The organism is Schlesneria paludicola DSM 18645 (assembly GCF_000255655.1).
GTDB lineage: Bacteria > Planctomycetota > Planctomycetia > Planctomycetales > Planctomycetaceae > Schlesneria > Schlesneria paludicola.
The window spans coordinates 235,051-251,696 of sequence record NZ_JH636435.1; the positions used below are offsets into that span (position 1 = coordinate 235,051).

11 protein-coding genes are annotated in these 16,646 nt (G+C 55.1%); 6 read left to right on the top strand and 5 right to left on the bottom strand.

Translation table 11 applies throughout. The features are described from left to right. Nucleotides 1–189 precede the first annotated feature (189 nt). Nucleotides 190–1,278, top strand: coding sequence for a hypothetical protein (locus tag OSO_RS0118295; RefSeq protein ID WP_010584652.1), 1,089 nt, complete (start codon nt 190–192; stop codon nt 1,276–1,278). Nucleotides 1,279–1,411: 133 nt separating this feature from the next. Here OSO_RS0118295 and OSO_RS51615 read toward each other — a convergent pair whose 3' ends face one another. After that, the gene (locus OSO_RS51615; protein WP_010584653.1) at nt 1,412–2,539 is read right to left on the bottom strand and encodes a hypothetical protein; all 1,128 of its coding nucleotides are present in this window, start codon (nt 2,537–2,539) and stop codon (nt 1,412–1,414) included. Between the two features lie 429 nt (nt 2,540–2,968). Between OSO_RS51615 and modB the strand changes: the two genes are divergently transcribed. Together modB and OSO_RS0118310 are read left to right on the top strand one after the other, a co-directional pair. After that, nucleotides 2,969–3,634, top strand: coding sequence for a molybdate ABC transporter permease subunit (gene modB / locus OSO_RS0118305; protein ID WP_010584654.1), 666 nt, complete (start codon nt 2,969–2,971; stop codon nt 3,632–3,634). Beyond that, nucleotides 3,631–4,743 (top strand): ABC transporter ATP-binding protein, encoded by a 1,113-nt coding sequence (locus tag OSO_RS0118310; RefSeq protein ID WP_010584655.1) that lies wholly within the window; start codon nt 3,631–3,633, stop codon nt 4,741–4,743. Before modB ends, OSO_RS0118310 begins: the two co-directional genes overlap by 4 nt. 771 nt (nt 4,744–5,514) lie before the next feature. Here OSO_RS0118310 and OSO_RS0118325 read toward each other — a convergent pair. Beyond that, nucleotides 5,515–6,954, bottom strand: a complete 1,440-nt coding sequence (locus tag OSO_RS0118325; protein ID WP_010584657.1) for a BamB-related PQQ repeat family beta-propellar protein — start codon at nt 6,952–6,954, stop codon at nt 5,515–5,517. Nucleotides 6,955–7,486: 532 nt separating this feature from the next. Continuing rightward, nucleotides 7,487–7,870: a nuclear transport factor 2 family protein gene (locus OSO_RS0118340; RefSeq protein WP_010584659.1), complete on the bottom strand. Its 384-nt coding sequence runs from the start codon at nt 7,868–7,870 to the stop codon at nt 7,487–7,489. 628 nt (nt 7,871–8,498) lie between these two features. Between OSO_RS0118340 and OSO_RS0118355 the strand changes: the two genes are divergently transcribed. Continuing rightward, the gene (locus OSO_RS0118355) at nt 8,499–8,939 is read left to right on the top strand and encodes a hypothetical protein (protein ID WP_157605333.1); all 441 of its coding nucleotides are present in this window, start codon (nt 8,499–8,501) and stop codon (nt 8,937–8,939) included. A gap of 333 nt (nt 8,940–9,272) precedes the next feature. On the opposite strand, the gene OSO_RS0118365 is transcribed toward OSO_RS0118355, so the two are convergent. Next, complete coding sequence (locus tag OSO_RS0118365; RefSeq protein WP_010584663.1) at nt 9,273–9,896, bottom strand: GntR family transcriptional regulator; 624 nt, start codon at nt 9,894–9,896, stop codon at nt 9,273–9,275. Between the two features lie 372 nt (nt 9,897–10,268). Between OSO_RS0118365 and OSO_RS0118375 the strand changes: the two genes are divergently transcribed. Together OSO_RS0118375 and OSO_RS0118380 are read left to right on the top strand one after the other, a co-directional pair. Then, complete coding sequence (locus OSO_RS0118375) at nt 10,269–13,628, top strand: PSD1 and planctomycete cytochrome C domain-containing protein (RefSeq protein WP_010584665.1); 3,360 nt, start codon at nt 10,269–10,271, stop codon at nt 13,626–13,628. Between the two features lie 23 nt (nt 13,629–13,651). After that, nucleotides 13,652–15,109: a DUF1501 domain-containing protein gene (locus tag OSO_RS0118380; protein WP_010584666.1), complete on the top strand. Its 1,458-nt coding sequence runs from the start codon at nt 13,652–13,654 to the stop codon at nt 15,107–15,109. 117 nt (nt 15,110–15,226) lie between these two features. Here the strand turns inward: OSO_RS0118380 and OSO_RS0118385 are convergent, their stop codons facing one another. Then, nucleotides 15,227–16,297, bottom strand: a complete 1,071-nt coding sequence (locus OSO_RS0118385) for a catalase family protein (RefSeq protein ID WP_010584667.1) — start codon at nt 16,295–16,297, stop codon at nt 15,227–15,229. Nucleotides 16,298–16,646 lie beyond the last annotated feature (349 nt).

Consider the following 16,646-nt stretch of genomic DNA (forward strand, 5'->3'; position numbering starts at 1 on the left):
TCATGCGGGCGATTGGGGCGTCGTGTATAATCGTACGAAGGCTTTCCCGTCGTCGTTTTCCTTGCTGGATGCGCGGTATTCCGTCGTGGATTTTGCATGGTGCGAACCCAGCGACGAACACGCGATGGACGCTGACCACTTCACTTCGGTTCCCTTGAAACGTTCTCCTCACGCGGGCGAGCACCTGTCATGACATTAGACGACGCATACGAGGCCGCGGCGCGGCTGCTCGACGAGCGAGGTCAACTTCTCAACGCGCATCTTTACCGCCTCGTTGAAAGCAATCCCGAACTCTTCCGTGACGTCCGGGAACGCCTGATTGAGACCGGAATTGCCGAGGACAGATCAGGCGCCGGGTTGGCTCGAACTGCGTCGGCAAGTTGGATCAGGGTTCGATCACAGCTTGATCCCAACCAATCCACCACTGTCCTCTCAAACGATGCAGACCACGAGTCGACAGGTGCCGACCCAGGCAAAATCAGTACTCTGGAATCCGACCATTTGTCGCAACCCGAGTGGTGGTTGATGACTCGTGGAGTCACGCGGGGGCCCTTGGATCTCATTTCTTTATGCCAAATGCGACATGATCGAGAGCTGTATGCTGCCGATGTCATTCGCCACGGCGAGACCGGATTGTGGCAAAAGCTCGATGACGTTCCATTGCTGGCGGCCGCAAAGTCGTCTGAGGGTGACCTCAGTTTGTCCGAAGAGTTTCGACCTCGGCGACGCAAAGGTGCCCAACCCACCGATGATGGCGATCGAGCGAGCGACGACGTTGAAACGGAGCGTGAGTTTAATCGCCCTGGTAAAGCATGGACGATCGACCTTCAGAAGCGACCGAATCGACTGAAGCACGTGTGGCACAGTATTGCAGCGCTCGTTGGCGGAACCCGCCGATTGCGTATGCTGGTTATTACACTGCTGGCTGTTGGAGCAATCAACTACTGGTGGCAACTTCCACCGCCCGCCGAGACGGTTTATCGCGAGTTCAAGAGTTGCCGGACCGCGTTGCAACGATTGCAGGATCGTCGGGTGATGGGACCTGAATGGACCACAGCTGCTCAAGGGTATCGCCCACGCATTCAATCGCTCGTCAACCGAATCAAATCGCGAGCGAACAGCCGACACCCCGCGGAACAAGCCTTGTACGAAGCGGGGACGCTGGGATTGCTGCCCATGCTCGACTCCCCCAGCATCTTTGTCAACACGGATCAGGCGTTTGACAAACATATGCAAATCGCGAACGATGCCTTGGCCGGACGAGTCACGAATCCTTAATGCGATTCTGACGGAACGAATGCGGAGCGGCTCAGCGAGCACACGCTAAAGTTAAAACAGGCCGCAAATCAATCAGAGACTTGCGGCCTGCGTTGTTAAATAGAGATCGGTTTCGCAGCGTCGTTGAAATCGCTCACAGACCTGGTTCAACCTTTAGCAAGCCTCCGGTTGGCTTGTCTCCCGTATCAACACCGGTACCGAAGACGGTGATGTACAGCGTGCCATCTTTGTCGAACGCCAGGGCCGTAGGGCGATCCAGACTCAAAATCTTCTTCGGCGTGACTTCTTCGCCTTCGATCACCAATTCAAATAATCCGCCATTGGCCTTGATCTCTTCCGCCCAAGCGAAATCGGTCGCGTACAGCTTGCCCGTTTTGGGGCTGTAGGCCAGGCCGGTGATGTCGTTCAGCTTCGACTTGAAGTTCTTGGTAAGTTTTCCTTCTTTGTCGTAGAAAGTGAGCAGTGAATCGCCGGGAACGCTCACTTCGCCCATCTGGCCGACGACCAGACTCGAGCCATCGGGTGTCACTGTGATTGCGACGGGAGCGTCAACTTGAGTGGCTTCCTTGGTGGCAATTGCTGGCGTCAGTTCGCCCGGTTTTCCATCGGCGATCTTGGACGTCACGATCCAGCCCTTGGTGTCGTCTCCATTGGCCGTCACATAGATCGTGTCGTTCCAGACAGCGGCGGCGTAGTAGTTCCCTTCGCCTTTGTAGTTGATTTCCGGATTGCCTTTGATCGGTCCCAGGACAAATTCGGTTTCGTCGGCCTTACGAGGTTTCGCAGGCAGATCGTCGGCGATCTTATAGATGCGGACGATTTCTTCGCCGTCTGGCTTGCTGCCGTCAGGAACGATTAACCGATCGGTTCCCCACAACGTGACACCCAGGGGGCCAATGTTGTATTTCGGTCCCTTACCGTACTCGTCCGTCGGAAACCCATCCACTTCCAGATAGATCTTCGACATCATCTTCGGTGGCCAGCGGAAAACGCCCTGCCGTGAGGTGATGAAGACATGTCCCGTTCCTGGATGCACGGCCACACCCGAGGGGTTCTCAAGGTGCTTCACAACGAGCTTCGTCGGCAGTTCGGCGGGTTTCTCGGGTGCCTTCTCTGCAGGTTTTTCTTCCGCTTTTTCGGCGGGCTTTTCTTCTGCTGCCTTTTTCTCTTCAGCCTTGGGGGCGTCTTGCGCCATCGCAAACGGCGCGCACGCAAGGAAGGCCAGCAAAGCAACGGTCGGTGGAACACTCAGTCGACACATACTCACTCCATTCTCATCAATGCTGGTAAATGGTCGTCAGAAGCGGGCAGATTCGCTGCGCCGGTGACTCTGTCATCGCACGAGATCGTAATGAACCTTATGCAGCGATTCAATTTTCACGTGGCCACGAAATCAATTCATTAACAGACTTTCACGTGTATTTGACCTTCCATCGTTTGAGGCCACGGCAACGGGCGTCGCTCAAATACGAAAATGTCATGGCAGTTTGGGTGTCCATAGACCGATCCGCCTGAATTCTCGCAGCGGGCCGCGCCAATGCTGAAATCGGCCTGAGAATCTCGTACTGTAGTCAACTTGGTCGTTTCGTCTCCCAAGATAGGGCGTCAATTTCTGCCGGGAAGATCAATCAAATGGGCTTACGACGAGTGTCGTTCGCCGGCCGATGTCGCTGACGAGGAACCAACTCACGTGGACTGGAATGCCATTGGGCTGACCATAAAGCTGGCAGGAGCAACAACATTGACCCTGTTTTTGATCGGCTTGCCCCTCGCATACTGGCTCGCGATGTCACACTGGCGTGGTAAGTTTCTCATTGAAGCCGTGGTGGCGCTTCCTCTGATCTTGCCGCCTACGGTTCTGGGGTTTTACCTGCTTACTGCGATGGGACCTCACAGCCTGCTCGGCGCAACCCTTGAACGATGGGGATGCGGACGATTGGTATTTTCCTTCAGTGGAATCCTGATCGGTTCGATTCTGTTCAACCTGCCGTTTGCCGTCCGTCCGTTCACCGCGGCGTTCATGAGCATGGATCGGCGACTCATTGAGGCCGGATGGTGCTTGGGAGTTTCACGGTTCGAGACATTCCGCCGCGTGACATTGCCGCTTTGCTGGCCCGGGATCCTGGCTGGACTGATCCTCACCTTCGCACACACCGTCGGTGAGTTCGGTGTCGTCCTCATGATCGGGGGGAATATCCCTAATGCGACACGCACATTGTCGATTACGATTTATGACGATGTGCAGGCCCTCAATTACGGCAGTGCCGGACGAACGGCGCTCTTCCTATTGCTGCTGTCTTTCGCCGTGCTATGCGCCACGCAGTGGCTGGTGAGTCGTCGAGGAGCACCCCGATGACGGCGGAGTTGATCGCACATTTCGTCAAGCGTTTTCGCGGTGGACCAGAAATTCGGATCGACTTCCGTCAGTTGACAGAGGGTGATTCTGTCACGGCACTCTTCGGTCCGTCGGGATGCGGTAAGACGACCTTACTGCGGTGCCTGGCCGGGCTGACACACCCCGACGAAGGAATGATCACTTTCAATGATCAAGTCTGGTTCTCAAGCCGTAGCCAGATCGCCCGTTCGCCGCAACAGCGGGATATTGGCTTCCTATTTCAAGACTATGCGCTATTTCCGCACCTGACCGTCGCAGCGAACATCGCGTTCGGAATTCAGGCGGATCCAGAATCGACACAAAAACACCGCATCGGCGAAATGCTCGATCTGTTTAATCTACAAGGATTGGACCAGCGTTTCCCGCGTCAACTATCAGGCGGTCAACAGCAACGTGTCGCCTTGGCACGGACAGTCGCGCGGCGCCCGCAATTGCTGCTGCTTGACGAGCCGCTGTCTGCGTTGGATTCGCTGCTGCGAGACCAGCTCCGAACTGAGCTGCGACGAATTTTGAATGCCCTGGGGATGCCGACCATCATCGTCACACACGACCGAATGGAAGCCATCTCACTCGCGGATCGCGTGGCGCTCATGGACGCCGGCTCGATTGCACAGATCGGTTCGGTTCAGGACGTGTTTACCCGTCCCCAAAACGTGGCGCTGGCGCGCCTGGTCGGCGTCGAAACTGTTGTTTCGGGCGAGATTGTCAGTATCAATGAAGGCCTGTCGGTTGTGCATGTGGGGCTGGCACATTTGATGGCCGTCGCGCGGCCAGAAGCCACAAGGCAAGTTTATGTGTGCATCAAAGGTGAGGATGTGACACTGCAAAAAGAGGAACCCACCTTTAGCAGCGTTCGCAATCATCTGCCGGGAACGATTCTGTCATTGACGCCCGAAGGGCCCTTGGTCCGCGTCGTCGTCAATTGCGGATTCGAACTCACGTCGTTGATCACGCGGCCGGCCTGTGAAGAGCTGCAATTGACCCCCGGCGATTCGATCGTGGCACTTCTGAAAGCCCCTGCGATTCACCTGATTCCACGATCGAGTCAGCCAGCGACCACATCGTCTTAACCACAAACTGCTGACAATTCCTGGGATCTGAGGAGACAGACTAACGGGGCGTTGCATTAGTGGCGGCAGCATAGCTGCCGTGTTGAAATCACGGGAGCTGGCTACGTGTAGACTCGAGAACGAAGAGCATCATTCCGCAGCAAGTCCATTGGAGCGAGCGACGTCGGTATGTCGAAAGAGGTGCGGATGCTTCTTGCGACCTGCCTCTCGGATCGCCCGTTGTTCAACCACAATGTGAAAGATCATTTCGCTGCACGTACAAGAGTGCAATTCGCAAGGATGCGGTGGCTTTTTCCGACAATTGCCCGCCTTTCAACGTTGCCTGACGAAAATGAGCAACTTGCTTTTTCTCCTATGTTTTATGGGAAAAACTATGTGATCATCATGTTGCTCATTGGAACTCGATTTCCCCTCGAAACCGCAATTTCGGAAACCCTGCGAGCAGACCGATAGCGGCATCGTCATCGCGCGGCGATGAGACGTCAGCGATCCATTGAACAGAGCGGGTGCCGGCGCTCCGGCCTGAGGCTTGCCGCCGCAACATCCTTGCGCGGCACCAACCACGGCCCTGATCTCTGGACGTCGAAAACAATTCGAAAAAACGAATCCAGCATCGTCAGTGCCGCAGGATAGCAAAGGCGATCGACAATGTGACGCCCAGTTTGGGCGTCGTTTCCAATGGTTTGGAAGGTTGGCGACGCTTATGGCGATGGTCGTTGCTTTGCATTTTCCAGCATAAACGAGAACTGTTTTCTTTCTTGTCCGGTCCTGTTATCGCGTCTCTGCAAAAGCCCAAAGGTGATTCGCGGTGCGGACGTAAATCGTATCGCCGACGATTGCGGGCGTCGCGCTGGTCTTTTCGTCGAGTTTGGGGTTTTCGGCGACGACTTCAGGTTGATCGGTTCCGGCTTTCAATACGGTGAACGTTCCGTCGTCGAGCGATACGACATAGACGTTGCCATTGGCGGATACGGGTGAAGCATAATAGCGGCCGGCCGCCACGGCGCGTTTCTGGACGTAGATCTCCTTGCCAGTGACTGCGTCGTACGCTGTACAGAGTCCTCCGTCTTTCACCATGAAATATTGGCCGCCGACGAGGATTGCGCTCGGAACGTAGGGCATTCCTTTCGTCTTTTTCCACGCCACATGCGTCTTCGTGATATCGCCGTGACCACCTGCCTTGACCGCAAAGACGGAGTTCTTTCCGGCCGACATGTACTTGATGATCGCATCCCATTCTTCCCGGGTGAGCTGGCCATTCTTGTCGGTGTCGTTGCTGTCAAAGAAACCTTTCAGAAATGTCTTTTCGCTCTCGTCGCGGGAGACCTGCCCGTCCTTGTTGACGTCTCCCGATTCCAAAAGGTCGTCGAATTTCGGGAACTTGAATTCACTGTCTTCGGCATCGCCTGGAGACCAACCGGAAAAGTAGAGCATTCCATCGCCGACAACGGGCGTGGTGCAGGTTGCCGAGGGCATTCCCGCGACACTCCATTTTTCTTCCCCTGTCTGCAAGTCATAGCTCACCATGCGGCCATATCCGCCGCACACGATCTGCTTTCCCCCTGCGGTATCCCAGACGGCCGGCGTGCAATAACTCGTGGCGGGCGGTCGCTTGACTTCCCACTTCGGCCGCCCCGTCGCCGCATCGAGCACAACGATTTGTGGTTGATTCATCTCGTCGCGCTGAAGAACGACGAGTCCATCGACGAGGAGAGGCGAGACACCTGTGCCGAAGTCTGCGGCCGTTTTGGCCATCGGTAATTCATATTTCCAGAGCTCTTTTCCAGTCAGGTCGTAGGCGAAGAGGCCACACGACCCAAAATAAGCGACGACGGTCTTGCCATCGGTCGCGACCGACGACGCCGCAGGACTTCCCTCGGTTTTGTGGTACGCTTCGATCGCCTTGGCAGGCGCTTCGGCACGCCAAAGCTCTCGACCGTTTGTGGTGGAGTAGGCAATGGTGAAGAGCTTACCTTCATCAAAGGCGGTCAGATAAAGTTTGTCGCCGACGATCACAGGAGACGATGCGCCAGATGGCACCGGCACCTTCCATTTCACATTTTGGTCCGGTCCGAATGTGACAGGAGGCTTCGCTCCGACGGCAATTCCCGAACCATTTGGCCCTCGAAACTGAGGCCATTCAGGTCCCGCTGCGAACCCCGTCGAAGAAACGGCTCCTAAACACGCCGTCAAAAGAATGTTGCGAATCATTCACAGGCCTTTGCAGAAACGAATTTGATGTGTCTCGGACGATACGGCGAACAGCTTGTCGAAAATGAACAGGGCATACATTTTGTGTTCACAAGGTCGTGGTGTTTTCCAATTTGGGTGGCACCAATACTTGTGATTTTTAACAGTTCATAGGCTGGGAACAGGCTCATTTTCACGCGGCAGTGAGAAGGAATGCTTCGGTCGATGCACTGAGAATTCCAATCAACCGGGAAAATGTGCCTGTACCCCTCTATTCGGACAGTGAACGGACTACCCGTGATTTCAACTGGCGTCGAACCCAAACCGTCGTCAATCTGGAGCGGTTTCAGGTTCGCTTTATAGTAGACGTATTCGTCATTTTGGCGACTTCGCATTTCAAGATGATGTCAACGTCATAAATCATTTGGCCGGGTTGATGCGTGTCCGGGAAGCCAATCGTCCGATCGACGTGGACGTTTGCTCCTCGAACTTGAGGGCAATTTCGCACGCAATTCCGCCCGCGTTCATGACGTGAAGGAGGGGGGCTCTGCTTTTAAACGTCGTGATTCGACGGCGGAAGTTGGCAGACTTCCATGGATTGAATTAAGCCGTTTTCGATCGTGAACCGGTGGGCAACGTGTTCATCACCTAGAAGATCCCCATCAAGGCTACGGACGACTTGATGTACATCGACCAAGATGTGGGCGGGACTCTCTGAATGAAAGGACACCGGCTCGACGTGCGGGTCAATCTGTGACCACTGCTCCGTCCAGTAGGCTCGGACTTCTTGATGGCCGCGGACAACGCCCCCCTTGAACGCCCGCGGCCATTCCACGTCTGGGGCCATGGTGGCGAAGGCGGCCTCGAGGTCGCGATTGTTGAACGCAGCATACGCCGCGCGGAGCAACTCGACTTTCGGCGAAGGTAGGTCTGGCATCAATAACTCCAAGGTTGCGGCATCACAGTGGGGCGAATGATTATGGGAGGCTGGGCACTCAAGTCGAATATTGGCTCCGCGCGGAACCATCTCCATGAAATCTCGATGATTAAAGAGATCGAACTGTAGGGGAAGGATTGAACGTGGCGTTTCGTTGCCCGATCGGCAACGTTTTCTTTGACTTCGATGGAACCAAACGGTTCAAAGACAAGGTTGTCCATTGACTCCATGAGTTCTCTTGCTCCCGTGAACTCCGGCTGCTCAATGCTCTGATTGCATCGACGGATCTGAAAGTCCTTCAAGATGCCGTGCCATTGAAAGATCTTAGGTGGGGTTCATTCTCGATCAAGGATGAGGGTTTGAAATGCATCAGGCGCGTCGAAGATTTGCGTGCAGTTCTGTCCCAGTCTTCAAAAGCCCATTCCATTCCTGGCCAAGGGCCGCGCGATGGAATCCTTTTGCATTCACACCTCGATGACTTTCAGGGGTTGGAATCACGACGTTCTGTCATTATTGTGGTGCATTCAGAGCCATTCATGACGGTTCTCCATCGATCGATCACGTCCAAAGATAAGGTCTCGGGATGAGCAACGGCGACGCAACCAACCGACCATCGCGTCGAGACTTCATGCGGTCATCTGTCACGATGATGGCGCTCGGCATTTTTTCGATCAAGGACTTGGCCTCTGCCCGAGCGTTTCAACCTGTCGCCTCTCAAGTGGGGCCGAAAGTTCTTTTCGACAACGTCGCTGTCGAAGAATTGCTGAGGATCATGGATCTCTGCTTCCCAGGAGAAATCAATCCGCTTATCTTGCGGATTGGTTTTGAATCGCTGACGGACGAGTCGATCAATCTGAACCTGCAATTCACGTACGATTGCGATGAACGGTTGGATTGTGTGCTTTTTGAAGATCGAATTCGAGTGATCGCGGCCACGGAACACGCTGAGTCGCTCAATGGAGTGATGGCAACATTTGGCACATTTGACCGCGGCACAGGATTCAGATTTACCGGTCCACTATTTGAGAGTCGAAAGAAACGCCTCGAAACGTCCTCGCCGACGGAGTGAGATGGCAATTTAGGCAATCGCGAGACCGTCGCCAAACGCGTGGAAGAGACCGGAATCAAGGCCGCGACAGTAAAGACGTTTCGTGCGACAACCACGGATTCCAATCATTCACATCCCGTGGCAGCTAACATCGTCGATCGAGAGCTGGCTCCGTCCCCCCAAAAATTAAACATCAACGGCAGTGAGTTTGCCACGTTTCGTGGGCGATCGGGATCGAATTTGTTGTCGTCGAAAGAAGGGGCCGCGTTGCCGAGGGGGTGTCGGTCGCGTGCAGAAGGGTTCGTGCGTGACGCGGATATTGCCAGGTCCCCATGCTCAACCGGTGATTCGGCGCTAATCAATCTTCTCTTTTAGCAGTCGCATTGATTCTTCAAGCGTTCCCGCACGAAACGAATCGAGAATCAGCCGATGTTCGTCGTGAATCTCCATCATAGACCGACAGCGTCGACGCTGCACGCGACGAAAGTGCGAACGGATTCGGCCAACCAAAAGTTCCCAGATCGCCATTAGGTCCGGCTGATTAAGGCGCGACAGAAGAAAGCGATGAAAGGCGATGTCCTGCTCGGCGATGCCGTGTAGATCTTCCGACTCACATGCCCGCCGCATCTCTTCGAGAATGGCTTCCCACTGCTGGAAGTCATCGTCCGTCAAATCATCATAAATTTCTCGGAGCGCATAAACTTCGAGCGTTCGACGTAGGGGGACAATGACTGCCCGAATCATCTTGGGCGCCTCAGGGGCCACAACGGCGCCACAGTTCGGACGAGTTTCCACGAGCCCCTGAAACGCGAGCGATCGCACTGCCTCGCGCACGGGGCCACGACCAACGCCGAACCGCTCAGTGAGAGAAGCTTCCGTCAAACGAAGCCCCTCGGCCATGCGGCCACAGAGAATATCCATCCGAATTTCACCCGCAATCTGATCGGACTGCGTCGCCTGTTGCCGCGATGAAGCCATATTTTGAGACCTTCAACTACGAATCCGAAAATGGGATTGGATGGAATCACCCCAAGAGCTGGAGCGGATGCCCGTCGGCAGAAACGAGCTGAGGCGGCTCGCGCGAGAGTTCAATGTGTACGCATTACACCCCAGAATTGTCAACAATCAGTTCAAGGGAATGTCCGCAAAATCGTTGACAAGATGGTTTGCATTGTTAACAATCGGCGCATCCCCCGTGGGAGACACGGGGCGTGTTTCAGCAGCCTGCGGCGCCGACGTCACCTGAGGCGTTTGCGCATTGCCCCTCCTGTGTCTCGGGCACACGTTTTACTCTGCCGCCAGCGAACATACTTACTCGCAGAACTGGGAGATTCCATCATCAGACGCCGCATGAACGAAGTCGCCCTGATCGTCCTGCTGTCAATCGTCTGTGGTATTCAGGGGACTGCGGAGGAAGTCCCTGATAATGCGGTCGGATCTCAGGCCGATGTTGAGTTCTTTGAGTCGTCCGTCCGTCCACTTCTCGTGGACATTTGCGGTTCCTGTCATGGCGCAACGAAGCAGTGGGCCGGCTTGCGGCTCGATTCGCGTGCCCACATTCTCGCAGGTGGAGACTCTGGACCTGCGGTTGTCCCAGGCGATCTTGAAAAGAGCCTGCTGATCTCCGCGGTTCGCCGCACTGGAGACTATCAAATGCCGCCGGATAAACCTTTGACCGCCGAACAGGTAGTCACCCTCGAAAGGTGGGTGAAACTCGGTGCGCCGTGGCCGGCCGCCTCGCCATCCGACATGGCGAAGCGCGATCCACTAAAGACCCATTGGGCATTTCAACCAATTTCCAATCCCGTACCGCCTGCCACAACGAATCCCGAATGGAGTCAGACGCCCGTCGATGCATTCATCCTTGCAAAACTGACGAGCGTAAATCTGGCTCCTTCATCCCCGGCAGACCGCGAGTCGCTGATTCGTCGCGTCACCTTTGATCTGCTCGGCTTGCCACCCACGCATGGCGAGGTTGAGGCCTTTGTGAGTGATACCGATCCCAAAGCGTATGAAGTCCTGGTCGAGCGTTTGCTGCGCTCGACGCAGTATGGTGAACAGTGGGGACGAAAATGGCTTGATCTGGCTCGGTATTCCGACACGAGAGGCTATTTCTATGGCTGGGAGATGTCCCGATATGTTCACGCTCCAGCGTATCGAGACTGGGTCATCAACGCGTTCAACACGGACATGCCCTATGATCGCTTTCTGTTGCTGCAGATTGCTGCGGACCAAGTCGCCTCCGATGACCCGTCCGCCCAATTGGGAATGGGATTCCTGACCATTGGTCGAAGGTTTCTGGGCAACGATCACGACATTATCGACGACCGAATTGACGTGGTTGGCCGTACGACCATGGGACTCACCTTTGGTTGCGCTCGCTGCCATGACCACAAGTACGATCCCATTCCGGCCGCTGATTACTATTCTCTGTACGGGATCTTTCACAACAGTGTCGAGCAACTGACGGTGGGGCCCGTTCCGCCCGGCCAGTTGGGCGACGCGTTCGAAAAGGATTTGCGAGTCAAGCAAGACCAGTTGAGTCAGGCCGTTCAACAAAAACGCGATGCCATCGAAACGCGTGCACGAGCGAACGTGGCTGGCTACCTGGTCGCGCAACTGTCGCCGGAGCAATACCCCAATATTCCGTTCTCGCAAATCCTGGGTCCAGCGGATCTTTTCCCGGTTTACGTCGAGCGGTGGGAAGAGTATCTCCGGCGGGAGGCGACAAAAAAGAACCCCCTCTTTGTCCCGTGGCACCGATTCGCCGCATTGAGCAAAGACGAGTTTGAGTCCTCGGCGGAAAGCGTTTTGCATGAATTGCGGCAGCTCGGATCGAAAGAGGTTTCGCCGCTGGTGATGGAATTGTTTTCTACGGCTCCAAAATCCATGAAGGATGTCGCGGAACGATATGGGACCCTTCTGGCGAAGATCAATCAAGAATGGCAAACCCTGGCTGCTGCCAACGACGCATCCAAGAGCGCACTTCCCGGTGCCTTGCCCAATCCTGAGCACGAAGCAATCCGGCAGGTTCTGTACGGAACGGGGTCGCCATTTACGATCCCCAACGTCTACCTGACGGCGATTGGCCCGTACTTCACGACCGGTGAGCTGATCGAGATTTGGAAGTTTCAAAACGAACTGGAAACAACGCTGTTGAATTCCAACGCGGCCGCTGCTTTCACCGTGCGGATGATTGATCGACAGCCAGAATTTTTTGAAGAGCCTCGCATTTTTCGTCGTGGCAATCCACTCAACAAGGGGCACGATGTGCCTCGCCAGTCTCCCAAGATCATCGCTGGCTCAAACCGGCAACCATATCAACGGGGAAGTGGGCGGCTGGAGCTCGCACAACAAATCGCCTCGCCAGAGAATCCACTCACAGCGCGCGTTTGGGTCAATCGCATCTGGCAGAACCATTTCGACTCGGGCCTGGTCGCCACTCCCAGTGACTTTGGAACACGCGCCACTCGACCGGAACATCTGGAACTACTGGATTGGCTGTCGCGCCAACTGATCCAGAAGGGGTGGAGCACCAAAGCCATCCACCGGGAAATCGTGCTCTCTTCAACGTATCGTCAAAATTCCTTGGGGCCAGCGGATCGGTTGATCAGGCAGCGGGCCGCGGAGATCGATCCAGACAATCGGTTGTACTGGAGGAAGAATCCACACCGACTGACGTTTGAAGAATTCCGGGATTCTCTACTGGCAGTGTCCGGTGATCTCGATCCGCAACAAGGTGGACAAGGAACACCGTTGTTTTCAGAGGGGGACACGAATCACCGTCGCACACTTTACAGCTTCATTGACCGCGAAAAGCTTTCCAGCGTTTATCGTGTCTTCGACTTCGCCAATCCCGATCTACACGTTCCCACTCGATCCGAGACTACGGTGTCGCAGCAGGCGCTGTTCGAGATGAATCATCCCTTCGTAGCCACTCGAGCACGCCGTCTCGCGGCGCGACTCGAGTCACTCGCAAATCTGTCGCCAGAGGCACGTGTCGAGAAGTTATTCGAAGCGGTTTATCAACGGGCGGCTACGCCGGAAGAACGAGCCGCGGCGCTGCAATTTGTTGCAAGCGCCCAACTTGATCCATTACCACCACCTACTCCCGAGCAAGCGGCCTGGCAATATGGTTACGGAGCCATCAGCGAAGCGGGAGATGGAATTCGCGATTTCAAACCGTTACCCCACTTCAATGGAACGGCCTGGCAAGGCGGTGGCCAATGGCCAGATCCACAACTGGGTTGGGTGCGATTGACCGCTGATGGAGGGCATCCTGGAAATGATCTGAATCATGCCGCCATTCGTCGCTGGACCGCGGCAAAGGACGGAATCCTTGTTGTCGAATGTGACGTACGGCATGAGCCTGCGGAAGGAAAAGGAATTCGCGGATCGATCATCGCGAATCAGAACAAGGTTTTAGAACAATTCACGCTCCTCACTTCGTCCAGAAAAATCCAGAATTCGGCCGTTTCCGTGCATGCCGGTGACACGCTGGATTTCGTCGTTGATTTCAACGGGGCTTTGAACAGCAATCAATACTTGTGGACCGTTTCGATTCGTGAAACCTCTGCGACAAGTGGAACCCCACGAGGTTGGAATTCCACCAGCGATTTCGCCGGGACTCCGCTGTCGCCGCCGTTGAAGCCATGGGAACAATTGGCCCAAGTATTACTGCTCTCGAATGAATTCCGGTTCGTGGATTGACGAACCAGCGGCAGGAGACCGTCATGCCCGAATCACAGGCTTTCAAGGGAATTTCGATCATGCGTTCCGTTGCCGAAGAGACATCCATGTTCAGCCGCCGTTTGATGCTGGGGCAATGTGGCATGGGACTGGGCACGCTGGGGCTGGCAGGGCTAATGAGCCAGCCGGGGGCTCTGGCGGCGACGAATTCCGCGGATGCCAATAACAACAAAACGCCGCATTTTCCTGGGACCGCGAAACGCGTCATCCACTTCTTTCTGAATGGTGGTCCGTCGCACGTCGACACCTTTGACCCCAAACCGCTGCTCAAGAAGTACGACGGACAAGCCATCCCGGTCAATCTGGCGACCGAACGAAAAACTGGAGCGGCCTTTGCATCGCCGTTTGCCTTTAGAAAGTATGGTCAAAGCGGCATTGAAGTCAGCGAGCTTTTCGCTCGAACGGCCGAACACATTGACGACATCGCGGTGATTCGCTCAATGTATGCCCAGGTTCCCAATCACGAACCTTCGCTGATGTTGATGAATTGCGGTGATTCGGTTCTGTCGAGACCCAGTGTGGGAGCCTGGGTTCTGTACGGATTGGGATCCGAGAACCAGAATTTGCCGGGGTTTATCGCAATGTGCCCCAATGGACTTCCAATCAAAAGTGGAGAGAATTGGGGGGCGGGCTTCCTCCCGGGAACCTATCAAGGAACCTATGTCGATCCCCAGTTCCAGAAGATCGACCAGTTGATTGAAAACATCCGCAGCCGCCACGCGTCCACGCAAACTCAACGCCGCCAACTTGACTTGCTGCGATCATTGAACGAGGCTCATCAATCCCGCCGAGACGACAATCGGTTGGATGCACGCATTCAGTCTTTTGAATTGGCGTTCCGGATGCAGATGGAAGCAACGGATGCGTTCGACATCGCACAGGAACCCCAACATATCCAAGAGATGTACGGCAACGGGGTACAGGCGCGGCAAACGCTGATCGCACGGCGATTACTGGAACGTGGAGTGCGTTATGTTCAGCTCTGGCACGGAGCCGGCCAACCGTGGGACGACCATAGTAACCTGGCTGGACATCACCGGACCCTCGCAGGGGATATCGATCAACCCATCGCGGCATTACTGACGGACCTCAAGCGACGCGGCATGCTGGAAGATACTCTTGTCCTTTGGGGCGGCGAATTTGGCAGAACCCCCACGGTCGAATTGACGGGGGGAGACAAGTCGACGCTGGGGAGGGACCACAATCATTACGGGTTCACCGTCTGGATGGCCGGGGGCGGAATTCGCGGTGGGACTACGTATGGAGCTACTGACGAATTCGGATTCAAAGCGGTCGAGAAGCCCACATCGGTGCATGACTTGCATGCCACGATGCTGTACCTCTTGGGGTTTGACCATGAAAAGCTAACCTATCGCTATGCTGGCCGAGACTTCCGCTTGACCGACGTTCATGGCCAGGTTCTGCGAGACATTCTGTCGTGAGGTTCTTTCTCGATTTTCTCACAACTCCCTTTTCATGACAACGAATGCGAGGTTCCCGAGATCTGGCACCAGTATTCGCCCTAAAGCTCTCGACATCGCCGGCTGACGGTATTCCGGCTATCTGTCCGTCTGCATACTTGTTTCAGATGAACGTTGAGCAGCGGATCGTGGATAGACCGCTCGTCGTAGTCGATTGATGCCTCCGAGCGGACGATGATCTTCGAGTGCATTCCAAACGCTAAATGTGTGTGGGCGCGGGTTCTTTGTTTCTGACTGAATTCGGACGTCTTGGCGAGGAATCACCAGGAGGGCAACGGTTCGATAGGGCGACTGTGATTCGGGCCACTCAACCGAGGCGTCTTCAACAGGCATCGTTTCACTGGATGTCCGGAGTTGAACTTGGAATTCGAACAGGATTTGTTGATTTGCCAACGTCTCTTCGAGCATTAATCGCATGGCATCAGCTTGCTGACCTAGCTTCGACACGATATCAATGACCGAAGCCGAAAGATCACCGGAAGGTTTGACACGATATTTTGCGACATACGCTCCGAAACGAATTGGAGCCATGCTGAAATAGGTATAACTTGCCGGATGCATTGGCAGATGGCTGGCGTTCTGGAATGCCGTTGACGCGGTTCGCCAGTGCCAATTGAGTGGGTTCCAATCGCCCCCGGTGACGGCTTTCTGAAGTTTTTTGAGGGTCGAATCGCTTTCTTCCGTCAGGATTTCTTCGAGTCGCAAGAACTCGCGAATGTCACTGGCAAAAAACGACGGATGATTCACCATCAAAAAATCCTGGGACCATCGAACATCAGCGCCTGCCACCGCGCGTGGGCCGTACACCTCAAGCACCTTGATCGCAATCCCGCGACCGTCCGGAATGTAATCCGCCTGCGGCTGTGTTGCTGAGTTGGAAAAGCGGACTTCAGCCCTGTAGGCACGTTCACAGGAAAAGAGGCCTTGTGACAGCTCTGGCGGAAGATTTGAAAGGATACGAAATTCTGCTTGCGCGTGAGCGTGCGTTTTGGCATGAATCTGCCCGTGGATTTCTTTACGCCCCGTCTGATTCCCGCACAGGATCGACTCCAAACGTTGGACCGCTTGAGTGATGTTGTCCGCTTCATCGGACGGAATGGTTTCGATGGACTCAGCATAGGGGATTGGCGCTAGCGGCGATTTGTCCATCTGACGTCCCTTTGCCTTCGATCGCTCAGAAATTGGCGTTCGTCTGCCAATCTACTGCCAGCCCCTGAGTTGACGAAGATTCTTTGAGGAAGACTGATTGAATTCGATCGAGGGGCCCAGTCACAGGGCCTCAGAACAATGCCGCTCGTCTTGAAAACCAACATGAATTCAAGACGAGTCGGCATTATCTCAGCGGATTCGCTTCCGGAACCCATCGCGAGGCTAACAAGCCATGATGATCGGCAAGCGTTTGGTTCTGTCGCCCCGAAGTGACAGAACCAATGGCGAAGAAACTCCGCCCTCCGCACGTGTTTAATTAGGAACGGTCTGCCCATCTACGCAAACGGCA

Excerpts from the sequence above, each read along its gene's own strand:
- OSO_RS51615 (WP_010584653.1), bottom strand. The coding sequence starts at position 2,539 with ATGTGTCGACTGAGTGTTCCACCGACCGTTGCTTTGCTGGCCTTCCTT.
- OSO_RS0118310 (WP_010584655.1), top strand. The coding sequence starts at position 3,631 with ATGACGGCGGAGTTGATCGCACATTTCGTCAAGCGTTTTCGCGGTGGA.
- OSO_RS0118355 (WP_157605333.1), top strand. The coding sequence starts at position 8,499 with ATGCGGTCATCTGTCACGATGATGGCGCTCGGCATTTTTTCGATCAAG.
- OSO_RS0118365 (WP_010584663.1), bottom strand. The coding sequence starts at position 9,896 with ATGGCTTCATCGCGGCAACAGGCGACGCAGTCCGATCAGATTGCGGGT.
- OSO_RS0118325 (WP_010584657.1), bottom strand. The coding sequence starts at position 6,954 with ATGATTCGCAACATTCTTTTGACGGCGTGTTTAGGAGCCGTTTCTTCG.
- OSO_RS0118380 (WP_010584666.1), top strand. The coding sequence starts at position 13,652 with ATGCCCGAATCACAGGCTTTCAAGGGAATTTCGATCATGCGTTCCGTT.
- OSO_RS0118295 (WP_010584652.1), top strand. The coding sequence starts at position 190 with ATGACATTAGACGACGCATACGAGGCCGCGGCGCGGCTGCTCGACGAG.
- OSO_RS0118385 (WP_010584667.1), bottom strand. The coding sequence starts at position 16,297 with ATGGACAAATCGCCGCTAGCGCCAATCCCCTATGCTGAGTCCATCGAA.
- OSO_RS0118340 (WP_010584659.1), bottom strand. The coding sequence starts at position 7,870 with ATGCCAGACCTACCTTCGCCGAAAGTCGAGTTGCTCCGCGCGGCGTAT.
- OSO_RS0118375 (WP_010584665.1), top strand. The coding sequence starts at position 10,269 with ATGAACGAAGTCGCCCTGATCGTCCTGCTGTCAATCGTCTGTGGTATT.